Origin of the sequence: Leekyejoonella antrihumi, from assembly GCF_007845645.1 — a bacterium.
Taxonomy (GTDB): Bacteria; Actinomycetota; Actinomycetes; order Actinomycetales; family Dermatophilaceae; genus Leekyejoonella; species Leekyejoonella antrihumi.
The window spans coordinates 14,110-32,998 of the sequence record NZ_VCQV01000032.1 but is presented as its reverse complement, the minus strand read 5'-3'; the positions used below and the strand labels follow the sequence as shown (position 1 = coordinate 32,998).

The window sequence follows — 18,889 nt, the reverse complement described above, 5'->3', positions numbered from 1 at the left end:
TCGGTGACGCCATGCGAGCGGATGCCAATACCGAGGAGGACCCATGCCAGATGCAGTCTCGGCACAGTCCAGCGAAGATCAGCGGCTTGAGGCCCTCGGGTATCACCCTCAGCTGAACCGGGTGCTGGGACTGTTCGCCAACTTCGCCGTCGCGTTCACCTACCTCTCACCGATGGTCGGCATCTACTCGCTGTTCGTGCTCGGCGTCGGCACCGGTGGGCCGGTGTACATCTGGCTCACCTGGATCCCGGTCGCCGGGATGCTTTTGGTCGCCCTGGTATTCGGAGAGCTGGCAAGTCACTATCCGATCGCGGGGGCGCTCTACCAGTACAGCAAGTTTTCCGTCGGGCCACGCTATGGCTGGTTCGTCGGGTGGTTCTACGGAATCGCCCTGCTGGTCACCGTCGCCTCGGTCGATACTGGAGTTGTCGGCTACTTCACCGCACTGATGCACAACTGGTTTCACTGGAACCTCAACCCGTCCAGCCATCTGACGGTCCTGGTGATCACGGTCGTCCTGCTGGCCATTCAGTCGGTGTTGAACATCACGGGTGCCCGCGTCATGGGGCGGGTCGCTCAGTTCGGCGTGTATGTCGAGATCGTGGGCACCTTGGGCATCGCGATCATCTTGGGCATCCACGGTTTCCACCACGGCCTGGGCTACCTGTTCACCACCCAGGGCGTCGAGCATGCCGCGCACAATGCGTTGGGGCTGAACTTCGGCGGCGCCTGGTTCCCCGGTGCATTGCTGGTCTCGGTCCTGGCGCCGGTCTACATCTTCTACGGCTTCGAGTCGGCCGGCGATATCTCCGAGGAGACCAAGGACGCCGACCGTCATGTGCCGCGCGCGATGCGGATGGCGCTGATATTCGGCGGCGTCGCGTCGTTCGTGCTGATCGGTGCGTTGCTCCTGGCCATGCCCGCCGGGCCGGACGGGGTGACCAAGACCATCAAGGGTGGCGGCATCCCGTTCATCCTGGCCGAGCTGCCGGCCGGGATGCAGGACTTCCTCCTCCTGTTGATCATCTTCGCGTTCTTCTCCTGCGGCACGTCGATCCAGGGCGCCGGAAGCCGCCTGATCTTCTCCTACTCTCGCGACGGCATCTTTCCGGCCTCGGGCTGGCTGTCGCGGGTGCACTCGCGATTCCGCACTCCGATCAACGCGCTGATCATCGGGTCGGTCGTGACGGTCCTCTTCGTGCTGCTCGAGTATGCCGCGCCGTCGCACAACGTCACACTCGGCTTCATCACCTACCCGGCGAACACGAACGCGCTGGTCTCGCTGGTGTCCTTCGGAGTCAGCGGCATCTACCTGTCGTTCCTGCTCACCGCGATCGGGTCCCTCATCGCCCGGCTACGCGGCTGGGTCCCCGAAGGCCACTTCAAGCTCGGGAGGTGGGGCTATCCGGTCACCATCGTCGCGATCCTCTACCTCGGCCTGATGCTGCTGAACGTCGTCTTCCCCAGCGGGCTGAACAGCCCACGCGGCTACTTCAACGAGGACTGGATCACCCTGCTGATCATGGTGATCATCGCCGTCATCGGCGTGATCATCTTCATTGCCGGACGTCGCAGCCGCCTGACACACATGCACGCGCATCCGTCCGTGTCGATGAACGAGTCGGCACACCGCGACCAGTAGGGAGGGAGACGGATCAGGCAGGCCGACAGCTCGGAACAGCCGCGGGCTCATGCCTATTTTGACAATCATTCTCATTAGGCCTGAGAATGATTGTCATGACCTTTCCTCGGGCCGCCGCGGCCGTTGCCTGCGCCGCCGCCATTGCCGTCCCGACCCTGGCCGCCTGCGGGGGATCCGCGGGCGCCGGCGAGCCGCACACCGTGAGCGTCGCCGCATCGTTCTACCCCATGGCGTATGCCGTGCAGCAGATCGGCGGCGACCATGTCACCGTGACCAGCCTGACCCCCAACGGCGCCGAGCCGCACGACATCGAGCTCACCCCGAAGGAGGTCCTGGCGGTCAGCCAGGCAGACCTCGTCGTCTACGCCAAGGGGTTCCAGGCATCGGTCGACAAGGCCGTCCAGACCGAGGCGCCCAAGAAGGCATTGAACGTGGCAACCGCCGCAAACCTGGACCTGAGCCTTGACAGCGTCGACCAGGTCGCCGGACAGCCGTTGAACCAGAGCGACACCCACGGCACCGACCCGCACTTCTGGCTCGATCCCACGCGCTATGCCAAGGTCGCTCGCGACATCGCCGCCAGGCTGGAGTCGGTCGACCCGACCCACAAGGCGGCCTACGCCGCCGGGTTGAAGACGTTCACCAGCAGGCTCACGGCCCTCGACCGGAGCTACACGGCCACCTTGAAGACCTGTCGCATCAAGGACATCGTCACCAGCCACGCCGCGTTCGGCTATCTCGCGCAGCACTACGGGATGACCGAGGTCGGCGTCTCGGGGATCGCGCCCGATCAGATGCCGACGCCCGGCCGCCTGCAGGCCGTCAGCAACTTCGTGACGGCACATCACGTCACGACGATCTACTCCGAGACGCTCGCGTCCCCCGCGGTCGCCCAGACCATCGCGAGGCAGACCGGGACCAAGGTCAAGGTCCTCGACCCGATCGAAGGCATCACCGACACGTCCGCCGGCAAGGACTACTTTGCGATCATGCGCGCCAATCTCGCGACCCTGAAGTCCAGCCAGGAGTGCAACTGATGGAGACCGTGCTCGCCCTGCGTTCCGCGTCCTTCGGGTATGCCGGAAATCCCGTCGTGCGGGATGCCAGCCTCACCGTGCACTCCGGTGAGGTGATCGCGGTGCTCGGCCCCAACGGCTCCGGCAAGTCGACGCTGATGCGCGGCATCCTCGGGCTCAACGACCACCTGTCCGGCGACCTCGACCTGTTCGGCATCCCGGCAGCGAGCTTCCGCGAGCGCACCCGGCTCGGCTACGTGCCCCAACGGCATACGCTCTCCACCTCGGTGCGAGCCACCGTGCGCGAGATCGTCGAGGTCGGCCGCCTGCCGCACCGGCCGTGGTGGCGCCGGGCCTCCGCGCAGGACCATGAGCTGATCGACCGCGCCCTGGCGCGCGTCGGGCTCGCAGATCGCGAACGCGCCGATGTGTCAACGCTTTCCGGTGGGCAACAGCGACGGGTGCTCATCGCGCGGGCACTGGCAGGGCAGCCGGACATCCTCATCATGGACGAGCCGACCGCCGGGGTGGACACCGCAAGCCAGGAGGTGCTGGCCGAGGTGCTGCAGCGGCTCGCCGCGTCCGGGGTGACCATGATCATCGTGACCCACGAGATCGAGGCGCTACGCGGCATCGTGACGCGCATCGTCGAGGTCTCACATGGTCGCATCGCCTTCGACGGCACCCCGTCCGACCTCATCAGTCGTCAGGGACGCCGCATCCTGGCGGCTTCGGCGACCGGCCATCACCACGTCGATGACGACAGCCCCGAAGGCAAGCGATCGCCCTACGGCGCAGGGCCGCTGGACGAGCTGGACCTGCGCGACAAGGAGCACCGGCATGTTTGACATGTTCCAGCTCGAGGCCATGCGCCATGCCCTCATCGCCGCGCTTCTGGTGGGGGCGGCCGCACCCGCGGTCGGTGTCTTCCTCGTGCAACGCCGGCTCTCGCTGATCGGCGACGGCCTGGGTCACGTGTCCCTGGCCGGTGTCGCGATCGGGGTGCTCACCAACCACTCCCCGATCATCACCGCGCTGATCGCGGCCGTGCTTGCCGCGGGTCTGGTGGAGTTCATCCGCATCCGCGGCCGCACCAACGCCGACGTCGCACTGGCCGTGATGTTCTACGGCGGCATCGCGCTGGGCGTGGTGCTGCTCGCCAAGGCGACCAGTGCGGGTGGACTCTCGATCGAGCAGTACCTCTTCGGCGCCATCCTCACCACTGAGTCCAACCAGCTGTGGCAGTTCGCCCTGCTCGCGGTGGTCGCGGTCGGCACGACGACCGTGCTGCGGCGGCGGCTCTTCGCGATCGCGAACGACGAGGAGTACGCCCAGTCCGCAGGGCTTCCCGTGATGTCGATGAACCTGCTGCTGTCGGTGCTGACCTCGGTCACCGTCGTCCTGTCGATGCGCGTCATCGGCCTGCTGCTGATCAGTGCACTGATGATCCTGCCGAACGCCACCGGCCAGCTGCTCGGCCGCAGCTTCCGCGGCACGACGATCTGGGCGGTCGGCATCGGCTGCGTATGCGGATTCGTCGGCGTCAGCTCGTCCTACTACCTCGACACCCCGTCCGGTGGGACCGTCGTCCTTGCAGCCGTTGCGCTCTTCCTCGTCGCCGCGTCGGTCACCGCCCTGGTGCGCATCGCCCGCGGCCGCCAGCTCCGGCGCAGCAGCCACCCACACCTCCACCAGGACGGCTGCGGGCACGACGCGCAGCTGCACGGCGACCACGTCGACTACGTGCACGAGGGGCATCTGCACACTGCGGAGGCGGACCACCACGGCCACGACAGGCTGCATCCGGCCGGCGCCGGCGACCCCGCATACGCTGAGAGTGCCACCGGCCTGGCCGAGACCACCACGAAGGAGGACCCCGCATGAGTGACACGACGCAGCCTCGCCGCTCCACCCGTCAGCAGGCAGCGGTGGCCAACCAGCTCGCGCAGCTGCCCGATTTCGTGTCCGCGCAGGAGCTGCATGCGCAGCTGCGGGACGAGGGTGAGAGCGTCGGGCTGGCCACCGTCTACCGCGCGCTGCAGGCGATGACGGCCGAGGGGCAGATTGACATGCTGCGCACCGAGGATGGTGAGGCGATCTATCGCGCCTGCAGCACGACCCACCACCACCACCTGGTATGCCGGGAGTGCGGGCGCGCCGTCGAGGTGGAAGGCCCCGCGGTGGAGCGCTGGGCGGAGCAGGTGAGCGCGGAGCACGGCTTCACCGACGCCCACCACGTGATCGAGATCGTCGGCACCTGCGCGGACTGCCGCACGGTCTGACCCGCCGCCTGCACCCTTCCCGTCGAGTGGAGTACAAAGTCGTACTCCACTCGAGCGCTGGGTACGCCACTCGACGGGGAAAGGCCACTCGACGGGGAAGGGTGGCCGGCTCAGGCGCCGGCCGACGCGTCGACTGCTCCCCCGAAGCGGCGGTCCCGCTCGGCGAAGATCTGGATCGCCTGCCACAGATCCAGCCTGGTGAAGTCCGGCCACAGTGTGTCGAGGAAGACCAGCTCGGCATACGCCGACTCCCAGAGCAGGAAGTTGCTGGTGCGCTGCTCCCCCGAGGACCGCACGAACAGGTCGACGTCCGGCATGTCCGGCCAGGTGAGGTTGCGCGCGATCGTCTTTTCGCTGATCGAGCTGGGCTTGAGTTTGCCCGCCCGCACCTGCTCGGCGATCCGTTGCACGGCCTGCGCGATCTCCGCGCGGCCACCGTAGTTGACGCACATCTGCAGCGTCATCACCGAGTTGTCCTGGGTGATCTCCTCGGCTCTGCGCAGCTCCTTCAGCACCGAGCGCCACAGCTTCGGGCGCTGACCGGACCACCGGCAGCGCACCCCCCAGGAGTGCAGCAGGTCGACCCGACGTCGGATGACGTCCCGGTTGAACCCCATCAGGAAGCGCACCTCGTCGGGTGAGCGCCGCCAGTTCTCGGTGGAGAACATGTAGGCCGAGAAGTTGGGCACACCGGCCTCGATCGCCCCCGCGATCACGTCGATCAGCACGGCCTCGCCGGCCTCGTGCCCCTTCGTGCGCGGCAGCCCCCGCTTGTTGGCCCACCGGCCGTTGCCGTCCATCACCATCGCGATGTGCTGCGGCACGAGCTCCGGCGGGATCCGCGGCGGACGCTCACCGCTGGACAGCTGCGGCGGTGGGACTGGCATGGGTCACGCTCCTAACCGGGGTCCCCGCGAAGTACCGAGCGAGGTACGAGCGAAGACTTCGTGGGGTGGTAGCCGGGGTCCCCGCGAAGTACCGGCCGAGGTACGAGCGAAGACTTCGTGGGGTGGTAGCCGGGGTCCCCGCGAAGTACCGAGCGAGGTACGAGCGAAGACTTCGTGGGGTGGTAGCGGCGTGGAGGGGGTGTGATCGATCAGGCGCAGGGATCTCACGCCGCGCTCGAGGTGCCACTGCACGTATGCCGCAACGAGACCGTCCGCCTCGCGGCGCACCGGCTCCTCGCTCGCCTCGACGACCGGCCAGTCACCGGTCAGCAGACCGGCCAGCAGCACGAAGGTCTCGGGTCGCGGAGCCGCCGAGCCGGGGGTCCGGCACGCGCTGCACACGGCACCGCCACTGGCCAGGTTGAACGCCCGGTGCGGTCCGTGCGCACCACACCCCGCGCAGTCGGTGAAGCTCGGCGCCCAGCCGGCGATCGCGACCGCGCGCAGCAGGTAGGAGTCCAGGATCATGCCACTGTCGTGCTCACGGTGGGCCAGGGCGCTCAGCCCACCGGCCAGCAGGTTGAACTGCTGCACCACCGGTTCGTGCTCCTCGCTGATGCGATCGGCGGTCTCCAGCATCGCGGCGGCGCAGGTGTATGCGGAGTAGTCACGGGAGATCCGGTCCCCGTAGGGCGCGATCATCTCGGCCTGCGTGACGGTGTCGAGGGAGCGGCCCTCGTAGCACTGCAGGTCGACCAGCATCCCCGGCTCCAGCCTCGACCCGAAGCGCGACTTGGTGCGGCGCACCCCCTTGGCGACCGCGCGCGCCTTGCCTCGGCCACGGGTGAGCATGGTGACGATGCGGTCGGTCTCACCCAGCTTGTGGGTGCGCAGCACGATCGCGACATCACGGTAGGTGGCCATAGACCTCCATTGTCTCCGATCACCCACACGCTGCTCGCCTAGGCTGGCGGCATGTCGGACACCTCATATGACGTGATCATCGTCGGCGGCGGCCACAACGGGCTGACCGCGGCGGCCTACCTCTCGCGCGCCGGCCTGTCGGTGCTGCTGCTGGAGCGGCAGGACGAGCTCGGCGGGGCCTCGGTGTCGACCGAGACCTTCCCAGGCACTGGTGCGCGACTGTCGCGCTACTCCTACCTGGTCAGCCTGCTCCCGCAGCAGATCATCGACGACCTCGGCCTGCGCATCACACTTGCACGCAGGCGCTACTCGTCCTACACGCCGCGCCCAGGCACGGACACCGGCCTCCTGGTGGACAACCTGGACCAGCCGGCCACGGCCGAGTCCTTCGCGCGCATCGGGGCCGCGGGCGACCTCGACGGCTGGAACACGCTCTACGAGCGCACGCACCGACTGGCGGCGGCGATGTGGCCGACGGTCACCGGCCCCCTGCCGACGCGCAGTCAGGTGCGCGAGCGGATCGGCGACGACGCGATCATGAGCGACTTCCTCGAGCGGCCGCTCGGCGAGGTGATCGAGCGCACGGTGCAGGACGACCTGGTCCGCGGCGTCGTCCTGACCGACGGGCTCATCAGCACGTTCGCCTCGGCGCACCAGGAGGACCTGCAGCAGAACATCTGCTTCCTCTATCACGTGATCGGCGGCGGCACCGGCGCCTGGGACGTGCCGGTCGGCGGTATGGGTGAGGTGTCGGGTGCGCTCGAGGCCGCGGCTCGCGCGGGTGGCGCCAGGATCGAGACGGGCGCAGAGGTCATCGCGGTGAACGACGGCCTGGTCACCTGGCGCACGGGCAAGCGTAAGGAGTCGTCCGCGCGGGCGCACCACGTGCTTTGGGCAGCGGCGCCCGGAGTGCTCGACGGGCTGATGAATCAGGCGGCCGCGCCGGCCGAGGGCTCCCAGGTGAAGATCAACCTGCTGCTGCACCGCCTACCCGAGCTGCTCGACACCCAGGTCGCTCCACAGGCTGCGTTCGGCGGGACGTTCCATATCAACGAGACCTATTCTCAGCTCGAGTCTGCCTATCGCACGGCACTTTCCGGCAGCATCCCGTCGCCCGCACCAGCGGAGATCTACTGCCACTCGATCACCGACCCGAGCATCCTGTCGCCCGAGCTGTACGCGTTGGGAGCGCACACCCTCACGGTCTTCTCGTTGCAGACCCCGGACCGCCTGCTGCAGGGCCGTAACCCGGACCAGGCGCGTGCCGACCTGGAGCGCGGGGTCCTCGACTCGCTGTCCAGCGTCCTCGCCGAGCCCATCGAGGATGCGATCCTGCGCGACCAGGACGGTCGCCTGTGCATCGAGACCAAGACCACCCACGATCTCGAGGAGGTCCTGCGTATGCCGGGTGGCAGCATCTTCCACGGGCCACTCTCCTGGCCCTTCGCCGAGGACGACGAGGACCTGCGCACACCGGCGGCCCGTTGGGGGGTGCAGTCGGCCCATGACGGCATCCTGCTGGCTGGAGCCGGGTCCCGGCGCGGCGGCGGGGTCAGCGGGCTCGGCGGTTACCACGCGGCACAGGCGGTGCTGGACATGTGTTCGAAATAGCCGCATACTGGACGTATGTCCTACGCACTCCAGGGATCCCTGCTCGACCAGGTGGAGGAGGTCGGCCTGCGATCGTTACGCGGCTGCACGCAGCGGCTGCCGCTGAGCCACGGCGCGTGGGTCGACGTGCGCCCGGGTTGGGTCACGGGCGCCGACGAGCTCTTCACCCGACTCGCCGACGGTGGCCTCGCCGGCGTGGAGTGGCAGGGCGAGCGGCGCATGATGTATGACCGCGCGGTCGACACACCCCGTCTGCTGCGGTTCTACGGCGAGCGCGAGCCGCTGCCCGACCCCGTTCTGGCACAGGCCCGTTCGCGGCTGTCTGACTACTACTCGCACGAGCTCGGCGAGCCGTTCACGACGGCCGGCATGTGCCTCTACCGCGATGGTCACGACTCGGTTGCCTGGCACGGCGACCGAGTCGGCCGGTCACGCACGCAGGACACCTGCGTCGCGATCGTATCGATCGGTGCACCGCGGGCACTGCTGCTTCGTCCGGTCGGAGGCGGGGCCGGCCAGACGATCCGCCGGGTGCTCGGTCACGGGGACCTGCTGGTGATGGGCGGATCGTGCCAGCGCACCTGGGAGCACGGCATACCCAAGACCAGCAAGCCGGTCGGTCCGCGCATCAGCATCCAGTTCCGCCCGCACGACGTGCGCTGACAAGCCACCACCGCCGAGAGGCATACCTTCCCGCCCAGCGGCAGCCCAGCGGCATACCTATTTCGTATGCCGCTCACCGGGTTTCTATGCCTCTCGGCGAGCCAGATCCTCCACGGTCCGGCCGTAGACCTCCAGGTCGACGCGGCCGGCGTGGGTGAAGCCGGCGGATCGAAGACAGCCCTCGTAGCCAAAACCGGCGGCCTTGGCTGCCCGGGCCGATCCGATATTCCCGACGGCGGCCCGGATCTCGACCCGCTGCATACCCTGCTCCCGAAGAGCCCAGTCGGCCAGCAGCGCGGACGCGCGCCCGGCCAGACCCTTGCCGCGGTATGCCGGTGCCACCCAGTAGCCGATCTCGGTGGTCGCGGCCCGCCAGTCGGTCTTCTTCAGGTCGATCACCCCGGCGACCTCGCCGTCCACCTCGATGACCCGCACGATGCCGTTGCCAGAGGCCAGCTGCGAGGGTGCGAACTCCTCGACGTACCGCTGCGCGTCCGCCCACCGGTAGGGGTTGGGCAGTGGCAGCCACTTCTGCGTCAGTGCATCACGGCACGCCTGGGTGATCGCGTCGATGTCGGAGGCGCACGGCGCGCGCAGACCGAAATCGTCTGAGGGCAGCGAGTGATCGTCGAAGCGGTGGATGTCATCGGTCACCGCCGCAGCGTACGCGAAGCAGACTCCACCGCACCACGCTAATTACTTCCCACTCGCCTGTCGGGTGACGTGACTACGCTTGCGGACATGGCCTCTCGGACATCGTTCATCGACCATCTCCGCCGCGACTCTGAACGCTTCGCAGAGGTGCTCCTCGACGCTCCCGCGGACGCCAACGTGCCGACCTGTCCGGACTGGAACTCAGACGATCTGCTCTGGCACCTCGCCGAGGTGCAGTGGTTCTGGGCCACCATCGTCACTCAGGATGTGCGCACCACCGATCAGGTGCACGCCCTGACCCACCCAGAGCGGCCGACCACGCGTGGGGCACTGATCGACTCCTTTGAACGCGCTACGGCGCAACTGACTGAGGTTCTCGAGCGGACGCCTGGTGATCAGCCGCGGTGGATGTGGACGTATGGCAAGGATCTTCACACTGTGTCGTACATCAGCCGTCGACAGGCACATGAGGCGTTGATGCATCGCATCGACGCAGAACTGACCGCGGGCGCGCCGATCGCCCCCATCGACCAGGACCTTGCGGCAGATGGCCTGGACGAGATCTTGGCCGTCATGTTTGCCGGCGCACCGGACTGGGTGGAGTTCACCGCCAACCCGGGCCAGGTGATCCAGGTCGTGGCCGAGGACACGTCCGACACCTGGCTGGCGCAGATTGGCCGGATCGCCGGCAAGGACCCGCATTCACGCGAGAGCATCGACGAGGCGAGCATCCGCATCTTGGAGTCGGGCAGCACCACGGCCAGTGCGACCGTAGCCGGAGCGGCCGCCGACGTGGACTGCTGGTTGTGGGGCCGACCAACCGCGGCACCGCTGAAGTCGGCGGGCGACGAGTCCACCCTTCGCGCCTTCGGCGAGATCGTCGCCGAAGGACAGCAATGAGTTGACTGATTCTGTGGCCGGCGCGCCTGGGTCCGGGCGGGCATGCCCCCGGCCCGCGAAATACAGGCTCGATGGAGTTGCGCGATCAGGATTCGGCCCGATCGTCGGCGATACCAGTGGTGACGTGTAGGTCGGCGGTGACTTCGAGGGTGCCGGGGTGGGTGGTGTATTCGCGGCCGGTGGGACTGGTCCAGGTGCTGGTGCCGTCGGGCGTCATGGTGACCTGCCAGCGGGTTTCGTGCTTCGCGCGGTGATGGTGCCGACACAAACACTGCAGGTTGGTCGGCTTGGTGGGTCCTTGTGGCCAGGGGGTCACGTGGTCGACATCGCAGAACTTCGCCGGCCGGTCGCAGCCGGGGAACCGGCAGTGCTGGTCTCGCAGCATCACGTGTCGGCGGATCGCGGCGGTGGGCCGGTAGGTGGCCGCCCCGGTTTCCAGGATGGTGCCGGTGTGCCAGTCGACCAGGGCCCGGGTCAGAGTGACCCCCAGGGTGCGGATCATCTCTTGCACCGCTTCGGCGGGGATGACCCCGATGCCGGGGACCTCCACGTCGGGTAGACACAACGGTCGGTGCTCACGAAGCGGTGGTGGTCGGTCGGGCGGATCCGGTGGGTGATGCTCGTCGTCGGGCGGTGATGATTCGCCCGGGACGAATTCACCAGTGGTGCTGCTGCCATTGCCGGGGTGTTGGTCGAGGTCGATGATCAGGTCTCGCAGGGCGGCGTCCCAGTTGTAGTCCGCCAACAGGTCGAAGAGCACCTGCTCGACCGGGCTGGTCGGCTCGTCCCCGCTGGCAGTTCTGGTGTCGCTGGTAGGCTCGGGCTCACCATTGATGGGTTCGGATTTGATGGGGACCAGGACGTTGACGATGGTCTGCACGTCGGCGTGGCCCAGGATCAGGTCACACAGAGCGTCCGCCCGGCACTCACCCAACGTCTTGCCGGTAATGCTGTCCTGGTGCAGTTGCCGGGCCAGCTCGTCGACGGCCTGGAACGCGGGCAGCGCTTGGCCGGAGCGCAGGATCGCGGTCCATTCACTGAGCCCGTTCTCGGGCCCGGGCCGGGTAAACACCCCGATCTCCTCTTTGGTGCGCTTTGCCCGGGCGGCCTTGGCCGCGGGCGGGTCGCAGCGGCGGACCAACGTGCGGGCCCGGTTACGGGCCTGCCGCGACGTCCACCCCGTCAGCCCGCGGTCCAGGAGCAGGTCCTCCACCTGCGCGCAGGTGTCGTCGGGGGCTTCGGCCAGTTCCCAGGTCACCTGCGCGACGCGGGTCGCGTCCAGTCGTCCGGCGCCCATCTCGTCCAACAACCGGGGTGTTTTGGTGACGGCGTCGACGGCTTCCTCGATGCGTCGGGTGGCCTGCATCGGCCCCCAGCACATCACCGGTGCCAGGTCCACATCGGTGAACTCGCACACGTGCCCGAGGTCGTGCGCGTGCTCCCGCGGCCCCGCACCGTCCGAGTCAGCGTCTGCGTCGGGGCCAAGGTCGCCGCCGAGGTGCAGGGCAAGGGTCTCGGTGGTCGCCGCGTACTGCGCCACCCGCACGTGCTGGATCGCGCTGGCCGTGTTGATCAACGCCTGCGCTGCCTGGATCTGGTCGAGCAGCCCGGCCTTGTCATGGTGAGACCGGTCGGTCTTCGCATGCGAGAACACCGACCGGGACAGCCACCCGATCAACTCCAACGCCCGGTCCGTATCAATGACCAAAGTCTCCGGATCCCGCCCCAGCAGCGCGGTCGCAGCCGCCAACCACTCGGGAGCCGTATCGCTCCCAGTGACCAGGCCGACCGCTGCTTCCTTCATACCTACATCGTACCGATGTCCACCGACAACCATCCCGACTTGGCAACGGGAACGGTGCAGCAGCAGTCAGATTCGGCTAGACCCACGCTTGGACAGAGTCGATCGACCACCACCGAGCCACGCCAAGTGAGCAGACCCCGCGGACGATCTCGATGGGATCGTCACGCAGGGTCTGAGATCGCCGGGCCCGGGCCGCGCAGGATCACTGGCGGACGCACGGTCATCCCTGGTGTGTCGGGCGTCCGATCAGGCGCCGACCGACTCACTCGCGCTCGGGTCTCCTGCGGCGCGAATCGCATCCCGCTCGGCCCGGTTGACCGCCGAGAGCACCGCGGTGAGCGATGCCTTGACGATCGAGCTGTGCACCCCGACACCCCAGAGGACACGATCACCGATCGCGCACTCGAGGTATGCCGCGGCGCGCGCGTCCTCGCCGGCGGACATTGCGTGCTCGGCGTAGTCGAGCACCCGCACATCGACGCCGACCTTGGCGAGTGCGTCGATGAAGGCATTGATCGGGCCATTGCCGTCTCCGGTGACGGTGATCTCCCGGCCGTGGTCGGTCATCGTCGCCTCGATGTGGTCCCGGCCGTCATCGCTGCTCTCGATGCGATGCGTGATGGGCGCGAAACGGCCCCAGGCGGTCTCGCCCTCACCGGTGCCGGGCAGGTACTCGTCCTGGAACGCCTGCCACAGGGCGGCCGGCGAGACCTCTCCCCCGAACTCGTCGGTCCGCTTCTGCACCACACCGCTGAACTCGATCTGCAGCCTGCGGGGCAGGTCGATCTGGTGCTCCGACTTGAGGATGTAGGCAACGCCGCCCTTGCCGGACTGGCTGTTGACCCGGACCACGGCCTCGTAGGAGCGGCCGATGTCGTGCGGGTCGATGGGCAGGTAGGGCACCCCCCATACGAGCTGGTCGATGTCCTTGCCGGTCTCCGTCGACTTCTTGGCCATGTCGTCGAAGCCCTTCTTGATCGCATCCTGGTGCGAGCCGGAGAATGCGGTGAAAACCAGGTCGCCACCGTAGGGATGCCGCTCGCCGACCGGCAGTTGGTTGCAGTGCTCGACGGTGCGGCGGATGTGATCGATGTCCCGGAAGTCGATCTGTGGATCGATGCCCTGTCCGAAGAGGTTCATGCCCAGGGTCACCAGGCAGACGTTCCCGGTCCGCTCTCCGTTGCCGAACAGGCAGCCCTCGATGCGGTCGGCACCGGCCTGGTAGCCGAGCTCCGCGGCCGCGACACCGGTCCCCCGGTCGTTGTGCGGGTGCAGCGACAGCATGACCGACTCACGACGGTCGAGGTGCGCCGACATCCACTCGATCGAGTCGGCATACACGTTCGGCGTGGCCATCTCGACTGTCGCGGGCAGGTTCAGGATCATCTTGTGATCCGGTGTCGGGTCGATGATCTCGCTGACCTCGTTGCAGATCCGGGCGGCGAATTCGAGCTCCGTGCCCGTGTAGGACTCCGGCGAGTACTCGTAGTAGACGTCGGTGTCGGGGATGGTCTCCTCGAGCTTCCGACACAGTCGCGCGGCCTGCACCGCGATGTCGACAATGCCGTCCTGATCCATCCCGAAGACCACCCGGCGCTGCAGGACGGAGGTCGAGTTGTAGAAGTGCACGATCGCCTGCTTGGCGCCGCGGATCGAGTCGTACGTCCGCTCGATCAGCGCATCGCGGCACTGTGTCAGCACCTGGATGCTGACGTCATCGGGGATGTGGCCGCCCTCGATCAGCTCCCGGACGAAGTCGTAGTCGGTCTGGCTGGCCGACGGGAAGCCGACCTCGATCTCCTTGTAGCCCATGGCGACCAGGAGCTTGAACATCCGCATCTTGCGCTCGGAGTTCATCGGGTCGATCAGCGCCTGGTTGCCGTCGCGCAGGTCGACGGCGCACCAGCGCGGTGCCTTGGTGATGCGGTTGTCGGGCCACGTCCGGTCCGGCAGGTCGACCTTGATCTGCTCGTGGAAGGGGACGTACTTGCCGATCGGCATACCTGATGTCTGCTGAGGATGATGCATAACTTCTCGCCTCGGGTTAAGGGCTCGTCAGCGCCTCACGCGATCGCGTGGACCAACTGTGCAACGAGCGGTGCGATGGACTCGGCCCGGGCATGACTCACTCCGCGGCGAGGAAGGCCGAAGATCAGGCCTCGCCGCGGCAGCGAAGAAGAAGCAGTCCGTATGCAGTCCGCACGGTTGTCACATTACGGCACGTATCCGACCACTGTCCACAAGACGGTACTCACGTCCAGTTCGTGGACAGGGTCGTCGATTCACCCGGTCGAGATCCACTCATACATCTCGCGGAGGATGTGCCGCGGTGCGTCCGTCGGTCACACTTGGGCCATGCCGCAGATCTGGGAGCAACGTCGGCCAACTCGCAGGCAGCTGAGCTTTGACCTCGCCTGCGCCGGGGCACTGGCCCTCGTGCTGGGTGGGCTCTACCTGCGAGCGAGCACCGGTGAGTTCCTCCTCGTGGTCGTATTCGCCGCGGCACTGGCCGTCCGACGACTCAGCGTCGGCCTCATGATGGCCCTCGGACTGACCGCCGCCATCATGCAGTTCATGACGCCGCAGTGGATGCCGCGAGTCGCCTTGGTCGATTTCGCCTACGCCGCCTTGTTCTTCATGATCGGCGCCGACCCACGAGCCGCAGTTCGCCGCCTGGGAATCATCCTGGGCGGTCTCGGGTTGGCCGCGCTCCCGTTCTGGACGATCCTGGTGCCGGACGGGCCGGCCGGCGCCGACCCACGCCTGGTCGCCGCGACCGCGGTGACTGCGATGGCCGGCCTGGTGTGCGGTGGCGGGTGGATCGCGGGTTATCTGAGGCTCCAGCGGAGGCGCTCCATCCAGGCAGAGCTCGACGCTCAGGTCGACCGGGTCGAGCGACTCAGGCTTGCCGACCGATACGAGCACGAGTCCCAGCGCAGCCGGATAGCCGCAGACATGCACGACACGGTCGCGCACTCCTGGGCCGTCGTCGCAGCCCAGGCGGACGGCGCGCGCTATGCCATGCGCGACAACCCCGCGGCCACCGAGCAGGCTCTGGAGGTCATCGCCGAGACAGCGCGGTCGACCATTGCGGACGTGCGTACGATCCTCGCCGAACTGCGTGACGTCGAAGCAGAACCGCCCCGTTCCGGTGACGACCGGCACGAGCGCCTGATGCAGCGAATGCGTTCGACCGGCATGCAGATCCAGCATCGTCGGGTCGGCGGCCCGGATCAGGCGTCGTTACTCACCCTGACCGCCCACCGCCTGCTCGGTGAGTCCCTGACCAACGCGCTCAAACACGGCGACCTGCGCGTGCCGGTCCAGGTCTTCGAGGACTGGAGCGCCGGCTACCGGCTGCGGGTCGTCAACGCGGTCGGTACACCTGGGCAGGGCACCGGGCACGGCATCGTCGGAATGATCGAACGCGCCAACATCGCCGGCGGTCACCTCGAATCACGCCGCCTCTCCCGCGAATGGGTGGTCGACGCTTCCATACCCACGCCAAGCCGCGTGAATGCGGCGCGAAAAGTCGACCTGAAGGAATCCGCCCGCTCATGAACGCCTCACCCACCCGAGTCGCGATGATCGACGACCAAGCGCTCTTCCGCGGCGGCCTCGCCATGGTGATCGACAGCCAGACGGACCTCGCCTTCGTCGGCGACGCGGACGATGGGGACGCCGCGGTCGGCCTGGTCGCGAAGGCTCGCCCTGACGTGATCCTCATGGACGTGCGCATGCCACGGGTCGACGGCGTCACCGCGACCAGGAGGATCTGCGAAGAATACCGAGACACGGCGCCGAAGGTCTTGGTGCTGACGACGTTCGACCTCGACGCGGCCGTTGCGGACGCCATCGACGCGGGAGCCAGCGGGTTCCTGCTCAAGGACGCACAGCCCGAGTTCCTGCTCGGCGCCATCCGCGCAGTCGCCTCCGGGAGTCAGGTCGTCGCAGCCAGCGCGACGAAATCACTCTTCGAGCGATTCCGCGCGCATACACGTGCTCCGGGCGAGGAGCTGGACCGGCTCACCGACCGTGAACGGGAGATCATGCTGCGCGCCGCGCAAGGTATGTCGAATGCCGAGATCGCCTCAGCCGAATATCTTTCCGAGGCAACGGTGAAAACGCACATGTCTCGGATCCTCAGCAAGCTACAACTGAGAGACCGGGTGCAGCTGGTCGTCTACTGCTACGAACACGGCCTGCTATGAGTGGTGCCGACGCGAGCCCCGCCGTACATCTCGAGATGTAGCCCGAGTCGATCCTAGGCCCGATGCGCAGGAGGCACCACCCCAGCGAGGCTGGTCGCATGTTCTCGATCGAATCCACCTCTATGTCCCCCGCGGTCGTGTCCTTCCGACAGGTCAGCAAGAGCTACGGCTTCGGCAGCGCCGCGGTCACCGCCCTCGACAGCATCGACATCGACGTCCAGCAGGGCGAGTTCACCGCGATCATGGGTCCATCCGGGTCTGGCAAGTCCACCTTCATGCATGTCGCAGCGGGCCTCGACGACGCCACCTCGGGCGGCGTCTTCCTCGCCGGAGCGCCGCTGCACACCCTGGACGACACTGCCCGGACCATCCTGCGGCGACGCAACGTCGGCTTCGTCTTCCAGTCCTTCAACCTCGTGCCGACACTGAGCGTCGTCGAGAACATCGCTCTGCCCTTTCAGCTCGCGGGGCACAGCATCACTGTCGAGGAGCAACGCTGGATCGATCACCTGGTGCACGTGCTCGGCCTCGCCGCACGGATCACCCACAGACCCGCGGAGCTGTCCGGCGGACAGCAGCAGCGGGTTGCCATCGCGCGCGCACTCGCGCCTCGGCCGGCGATCGTCTTCGCCGACGAGCCGACCGGGAACCTCGACACGCGCTCGTCGAGCGAGGTGTTGCAGCTGATGCGTTCTGCCGCCACGGAATACGGCCAAACCATCGCGATGGTCAGCCATGATCCCATCGCAGCGTCGTATGCCGATCGCGTGGTCGTGCTCGCCGACGGCCGGCTGGTTGCCGACCACGGTCGGCTGACGGCGCAGCAGATCTCCCAGCTGTTGCTCACCGCCGAAGGGGCAGAGGGGGCATCGGCATGAAACGCGACCTTGTGCTCGGCTCCACCCGCGAGCTCACCACCGTCGGAGTGGTGGCCGCGCTCGCGGGTGCCTACTCCGGTGTGCTGCTCACCTGCAGCACGATGCTCACGGCCATCAGTAAACGCACCGGCGGATCGGTGAACCTGCTCCTCACGGTGGTCTCCGTCGTCTTCATCGGAATGGCGCTGTACGTCGCCGCGGTCGTGATCTCCGCGGGGGTGACGACGGTGGTTGCCGGCCGGCTCCAGCACATCGCGACGCTGCGCGTGCTCGGAGCCAAGAGCACCGAGCTGCGCCGCTCGGTCGCGGCGAGCACAACACGGATCTGCATGCTCGGCACCGCGATCGGGGTGGTCGCAGCGACCGGCCTCACCGACGTGGCACGTGTCGTCCTGGTCAGCGACGGTTCGCTGCCAAGCACCGGCTACCCGTGGTTCTCGTACGGGGCGCCCTTGGCAGTGATCGCCACCACCATCACGGCGGCCGTGGCCGGCTGGGCCGGATCACGAGGGGTGCTGGAGGTCTCGCCCGCCGATGCCTTGTCCGGCACGACCGGCGCACGAACGGCCGGTGCGAGGCTGGGTCGCCTGCGGATCACCACATCGGCGGTCCTGGTCATCGGTGGCGCCGCGCTCTTCGCACTCGCGATGATGCTCGGCGAACAGGGCGGTGCCGCGGGGTTCCTCGTGGCGTTCATTGCAGCGTGTGTGACGTCTTCCGGTCTGCTCAGCGGCGCACGGGTCGTGCTCCCGGCGCTCGTCTCGACGCTCGGCCGGCTCACCGGCTCCGACGCTGCGAGCGTTATCGCCCGACGCAACGCGATCGCCGACCCCGCACGCACGACCCGTTCCACCGTGGGTCTGTTCGTCGGCGTCTCACTCGTCGTCACGATCGCCTCGGGCTCCTCTGCGCTGGAGACTGCCGTCCACTCGTGGCACAACATCACGCTCGCCGAACAACATGAAGCCCACCAGGTCCTGACGGTCGCGACGACCGTCACCATCACCGTCGGGGTCGTCTCATCGCTGATCGCAGCAATCGGCTTCGTCAGCACCATGTCGCTGACCGTGATCCAGCGCCGACGCGAGTTCGGCCTCCTGCGAGCGCTCGGATTCACCGGCGCGCAGGTACGGTCGATGATCACCAAGGAGTCGGTCGCGATGTCGGCCGCCGCGACCGCGGCGGGGGTCGGTGTCGGCCTGTGCTACGGATCCGCAGGAGCTCAGGCACTGATCGGCAACCACGACGACGGCTTCGTCTGGGGGCTCCCGTGGCTGGTGCTGGCCGCGATAGCCCTCGCCTCGCTCGCCGTCATACTCCTGGCGTCACAGCCGCCGGCGCGCCGTGCCATTGCCACCCCGCCTGTCGAGGCGCTGCGGGTCGACGCGTGAACGCTGATGCCTGCCGGCGCGGGCCG

General features: G+C 67.6%; 16 protein-coding genes and 1 pseudogene. 12 read left to right on the top strand and 5 right to left on the bottom strand.

Annotation, left to right across the window (positions count from 1 at the left end; translation table 11 throughout):
* Positions 1–43 precede the first annotated feature (43 nt).
* The 5 genes from FGL98_RS18905 to FGL98_RS18885 all read left to right on the top strand — a co-directional run bounded on the left by FGL98_RS18905 (position 44) and on the right by FGL98_RS18885 (position 4,940).
* Positions 44–1,642: an APC family permease gene (locus FGL98_RS18905; protein WP_146319384.1), complete on the top strand. Its 1,599-nt coding sequence runs from the start codon at positions 44–46 to the stop codon at positions 1,640–1,642.
* A 95-nt stretch (positions 1,643–1,737) separates the two neighbouring features.
* Entirely contained in the window at positions 1,738–2,679 is a 942-nt protein-coding gene (locus tag FGL98_RS18900; protein ID WP_246136643.1) for a metal ABC transporter substrate-binding protein, read from the top strand.
* A complete protein-coding gene (locus FGL98_RS18895; RefSeq protein WP_146319380.1) occupies positions 2,679–3,506 on the top strand; it encodes a metal ABC transporter ATP-binding protein in 828 nt (275 codons plus the stop codon). The genes FGL98_RS18900 and FGL98_RS18895 overlap by 1 nt, the downstream gene beginning before the upstream one ends.
* Positions 3,499–4,542 (top strand): metal ABC transporter permease, encoded by a 1,044-nt coding sequence (locus tag FGL98_RS18890; RefSeq protein WP_146319378.1) that lies wholly within the window; start codon positions 3,499–3,501, stop codon positions 4,540–4,542. Before FGL98_RS18895 ends, FGL98_RS18890 begins: the two co-directional genes overlap by 8 nt.
* The gene (locus FGL98_RS18885) at positions 4,539–4,940 is read left to right on the top strand and encodes a Fur family transcriptional regulator (protein WP_146319376.1); all 402 of its coding nucleotides are present in this window, start codon (positions 4,539–4,541) and stop codon (positions 4,938–4,940) included. Before FGL98_RS18890 ends, FGL98_RS18885 begins: the two co-directional genes overlap by 4 nt.
* Before the next feature lie 110 nt (positions 4,941–5,050).
* Here FGL98_RS18885 and FGL98_RS18880 read toward each other — a convergent pair whose 3' ends face one another.
* Positions 5,051–5,827 (bottom strand): isoprenyl transferase, encoded by a 777-nt coding sequence (locus FGL98_RS18880; protein WP_146319374.1) that lies wholly within the window; start codon positions 5,825–5,827, stop codon positions 5,051–5,053.
* A 204-nt stretch (positions 5,828–6,031) separates the two neighbouring features.
* Positions 6,032–6,751 (bottom strand): annotated as a pseudogene (gene recO, locus FGL98_RS18875) (DNA repair protein RecO); the annotation flags it as partial.
* A gap of 51 nt (positions 6,752–6,802) precedes the next feature.
* On the opposite strand from recO, the gene FGL98_RS18870 reads away from it, so the two are divergent.
* Both FGL98_RS18870 and FGL98_RS18865 read left to right on the top strand, forming a co-directional pair.
* The gene (locus FGL98_RS18870) at positions 6,803–8,362 is read left to right on the top strand and encodes a phytoene desaturase family protein (RefSeq protein WP_146319370.1); all 1,560 of its coding nucleotides are present in this window, start codon (positions 6,803–6,805) and stop codon (positions 8,360–8,362) included.
* A 15-nt stretch (positions 8,363–8,377) separates the two neighbouring features.
* On the top strand, positions 8,378–9,025 hold the full coding sequence (locus FGL98_RS18865; RefSeq protein WP_146319368.1) for an alpha-ketoglutarate-dependent dioxygenase AlkB: 648 nt from the start codon (positions 8,378–8,380) through the stop codon (positions 9,023–9,025).
* 84 nt (positions 9,026–9,109) lie between these two features.
* Here the strand turns inward: FGL98_RS18865 and FGL98_RS18860 are convergent, their stop codons facing one another.
* Entirely contained in the window at positions 9,110–9,679 is a 570-nt protein-coding gene (locus tag FGL98_RS18860) for a GNAT family N-acetyltransferase (RefSeq protein ID WP_146319366.1), read from the bottom strand.
* Between the two features lie 87 nt (positions 9,680–9,766).
* Here FGL98_RS18860 and FGL98_RS18855 point away from each other — a divergent pair, with 87 nt between their 5' ends.
* Complete coding sequence (locus FGL98_RS18855) at positions 9,767–10,579, top strand: maleylpyruvate isomerase family mycothiol-dependent enzyme (RefSeq protein WP_146319364.1); 813 nt, start codon at positions 9,767–9,769, stop codon at positions 10,577–10,579.
* An 85-nt stretch (positions 10,580–10,664) separates the two neighbouring features.
* Here FGL98_RS18855 and FGL98_RS18850 read toward each other — a convergent pair whose 3' ends face one another.
* Both FGL98_RS18850 and leuA read right to left on the bottom strand, forming a co-directional pair.
* Entirely contained in the window at positions 10,665–12,383 is a 1,719-nt protein-coding gene (locus FGL98_RS18850) for an HNH endonuclease signature motif containing protein (protein WP_186526255.1), read from the bottom strand.
* Between the two features lie 246 nt (positions 12,384–12,629).
* On the bottom strand, positions 12,630–14,411 hold the full coding sequence (leuA, locus tag FGL98_RS18845; protein ID WP_146319360.1) for a 2-isopropylmalate synthase: 1,782 nt from the start codon (positions 14,409–14,411) through the stop codon (positions 12,630–12,632).
* A gap of 327 nt (positions 14,412–14,738) precedes the next feature.
* Here leuA and FGL98_RS18840 point away from each other — a divergent pair, with 327 nt between their 5' ends.
* The 4 genes from FGL98_RS18840 to FGL98_RS18825 all read left to right on the top strand — a co-directional run bounded on the left by FGL98_RS18840 (position 14,739) and on the right by FGL98_RS18825 (position 18,863).
* Positions 14,739–15,944 carry a sensor histidine kinase gene (locus FGL98_RS18840; RefSeq protein WP_186526254.1) on the top strand — a complete coding sequence of 402 codons (1,206 nt, stop codon included), beginning with the start codon at positions 14,739–14,741 and terminating at the stop codon, positions 15,942–15,944.
* A complete protein-coding gene (locus tag FGL98_RS18835) occupies positions 15,941–16,594 on the top strand; it encodes a response regulator (RefSeq protein WP_146319356.1) in 654 nt (217 codons plus the stop codon). The genes FGL98_RS18840 and FGL98_RS18835 overlap by 4 nt, the downstream gene beginning before the upstream one ends.
* A gap of 98 nt (positions 16,595–16,692) precedes the next feature.
* Complete coding sequence (locus FGL98_RS18830) at positions 16,693–17,472, top strand: ABC transporter ATP-binding protein (RefSeq protein ID WP_146319354.1); 780 nt, start codon at positions 16,693–16,695, stop codon at positions 17,470–17,472.
* Positions 17,469–18,863, top strand: coding sequence for an ABC transporter permease (locus tag FGL98_RS18825; RefSeq protein ID WP_146319352.1), 1,395 nt, complete (start codon positions 17,469–17,471; stop codon positions 18,861–18,863). Before FGL98_RS18830 ends, FGL98_RS18825 begins: the two co-directional genes overlap by 4 nt.
* Positions 18,864–18,889 lie beyond the last annotated feature (26 nt).

What these genes read in the sequence shown, in the direction of transcription:
- FGL98_RS18890 (WP_146319378.1), top strand. Translation starts at nt 3,499, where the DNA reads ATGTTTGACATGTTCCAGCTCGAGGCCATGCGCCATGCCCTCATCGCC.
- FGL98_RS18885 (WP_146319376.1), top strand. Translation starts at nt 4,539, where the DNA reads ATGAGTGACACGACGCAGCCTCGCCGCTCCACCCGTCAGCAGGCAGCG.
- FGL98_RS18835 (WP_146319356.1), top strand. Translation starts at nt 15,941, where the DNA reads ATGAACGCCTCACCCACCCGAGTCGCGATGATCGACGACCAAGCGCTC.
- FGL98_RS18900 (WP_246136643.1), top strand. Translation starts at nt 1,738, where the DNA reads ATGACCTTTCCTCGGGCCGCCGCGGCCGTTGCCTGCGCCGCCGCCATT.
- FGL98_RS18825 (WP_146319352.1), top strand. Translation starts at nt 17,469, where the DNA reads ATGAAACGCGACCTTGTGCTCGGCTCCACCCGCGAGCTCACCACCGTC.
- FGL98_RS18865 (WP_146319368.1), top strand. Translation starts at nt 8,378, where the DNA reads ATGTCCTACGCACTCCAGGGATCCCTGCTCGACCAGGTGGAGGAGGTC.
- FGL98_RS18870 (WP_146319370.1), top strand. Translation starts at nt 6,803, where the DNA reads ATGTCGGACACCTCATATGACGTGATCATCGTCGGCGGCGGCCACAAC.
- FGL98_RS18880 (WP_146319374.1), bottom strand. Translation starts at nt 5,827, where the DNA reads ATGCCAGTCCCACCGCCGCAGCTGTCCAGCGGTGAGCGTCCGCCGCGG.
- FGL98_RS18855 (WP_146319364.1), top strand. Translation starts at nt 9,767, where the DNA reads ATGGCCTCTCGGACATCGTTCATCGACCATCTCCGCCGCGACTCTGAA.
- FGL98_RS18905 (WP_146319384.1), top strand. Translation starts at nt 44, where the DNA reads ATGCCAGATGCAGTCTCGGCACAGTCCAGCGAAGATCAGCGGCTTGAG.
- FGL98_RS18830 (WP_146319354.1), top strand. Translation starts at nt 16,693, where the DNA reads ATGTTCTCGATCGAATCCACCTCTATGTCCCCCGCGGTCGTGTCCTTC.
- leuA (WP_146319360.1), bottom strand. Translation starts at nt 14,411, where the DNA reads ATGCATCATCCTCAGCAGACATCAGGTATGCCGATCGGCAAGTACGTC.
- FGL98_RS18850 (WP_186526255.1), bottom strand. Translation starts at nt 12,383, where the DNA reads ATGAAGGAAGCAGCGGTCGGCCTGGTCACTGGGAGCGATACGGCTCCC.
- FGL98_RS18895 (WP_146319380.1), top strand. Translation starts at nt 2,679, where the DNA reads ATGGAGACCGTGCTCGCCCTGCGTTCCGCGTCCTTCGGGTATGCCGGA.
- FGL98_RS18840 (WP_186526254.1), top strand. Translation starts at nt 14,739, where the DNA reads ATGCCGCAGATCTGGGAGCAACGTCGGCCAACTCGCAGGCAGCTGAGC.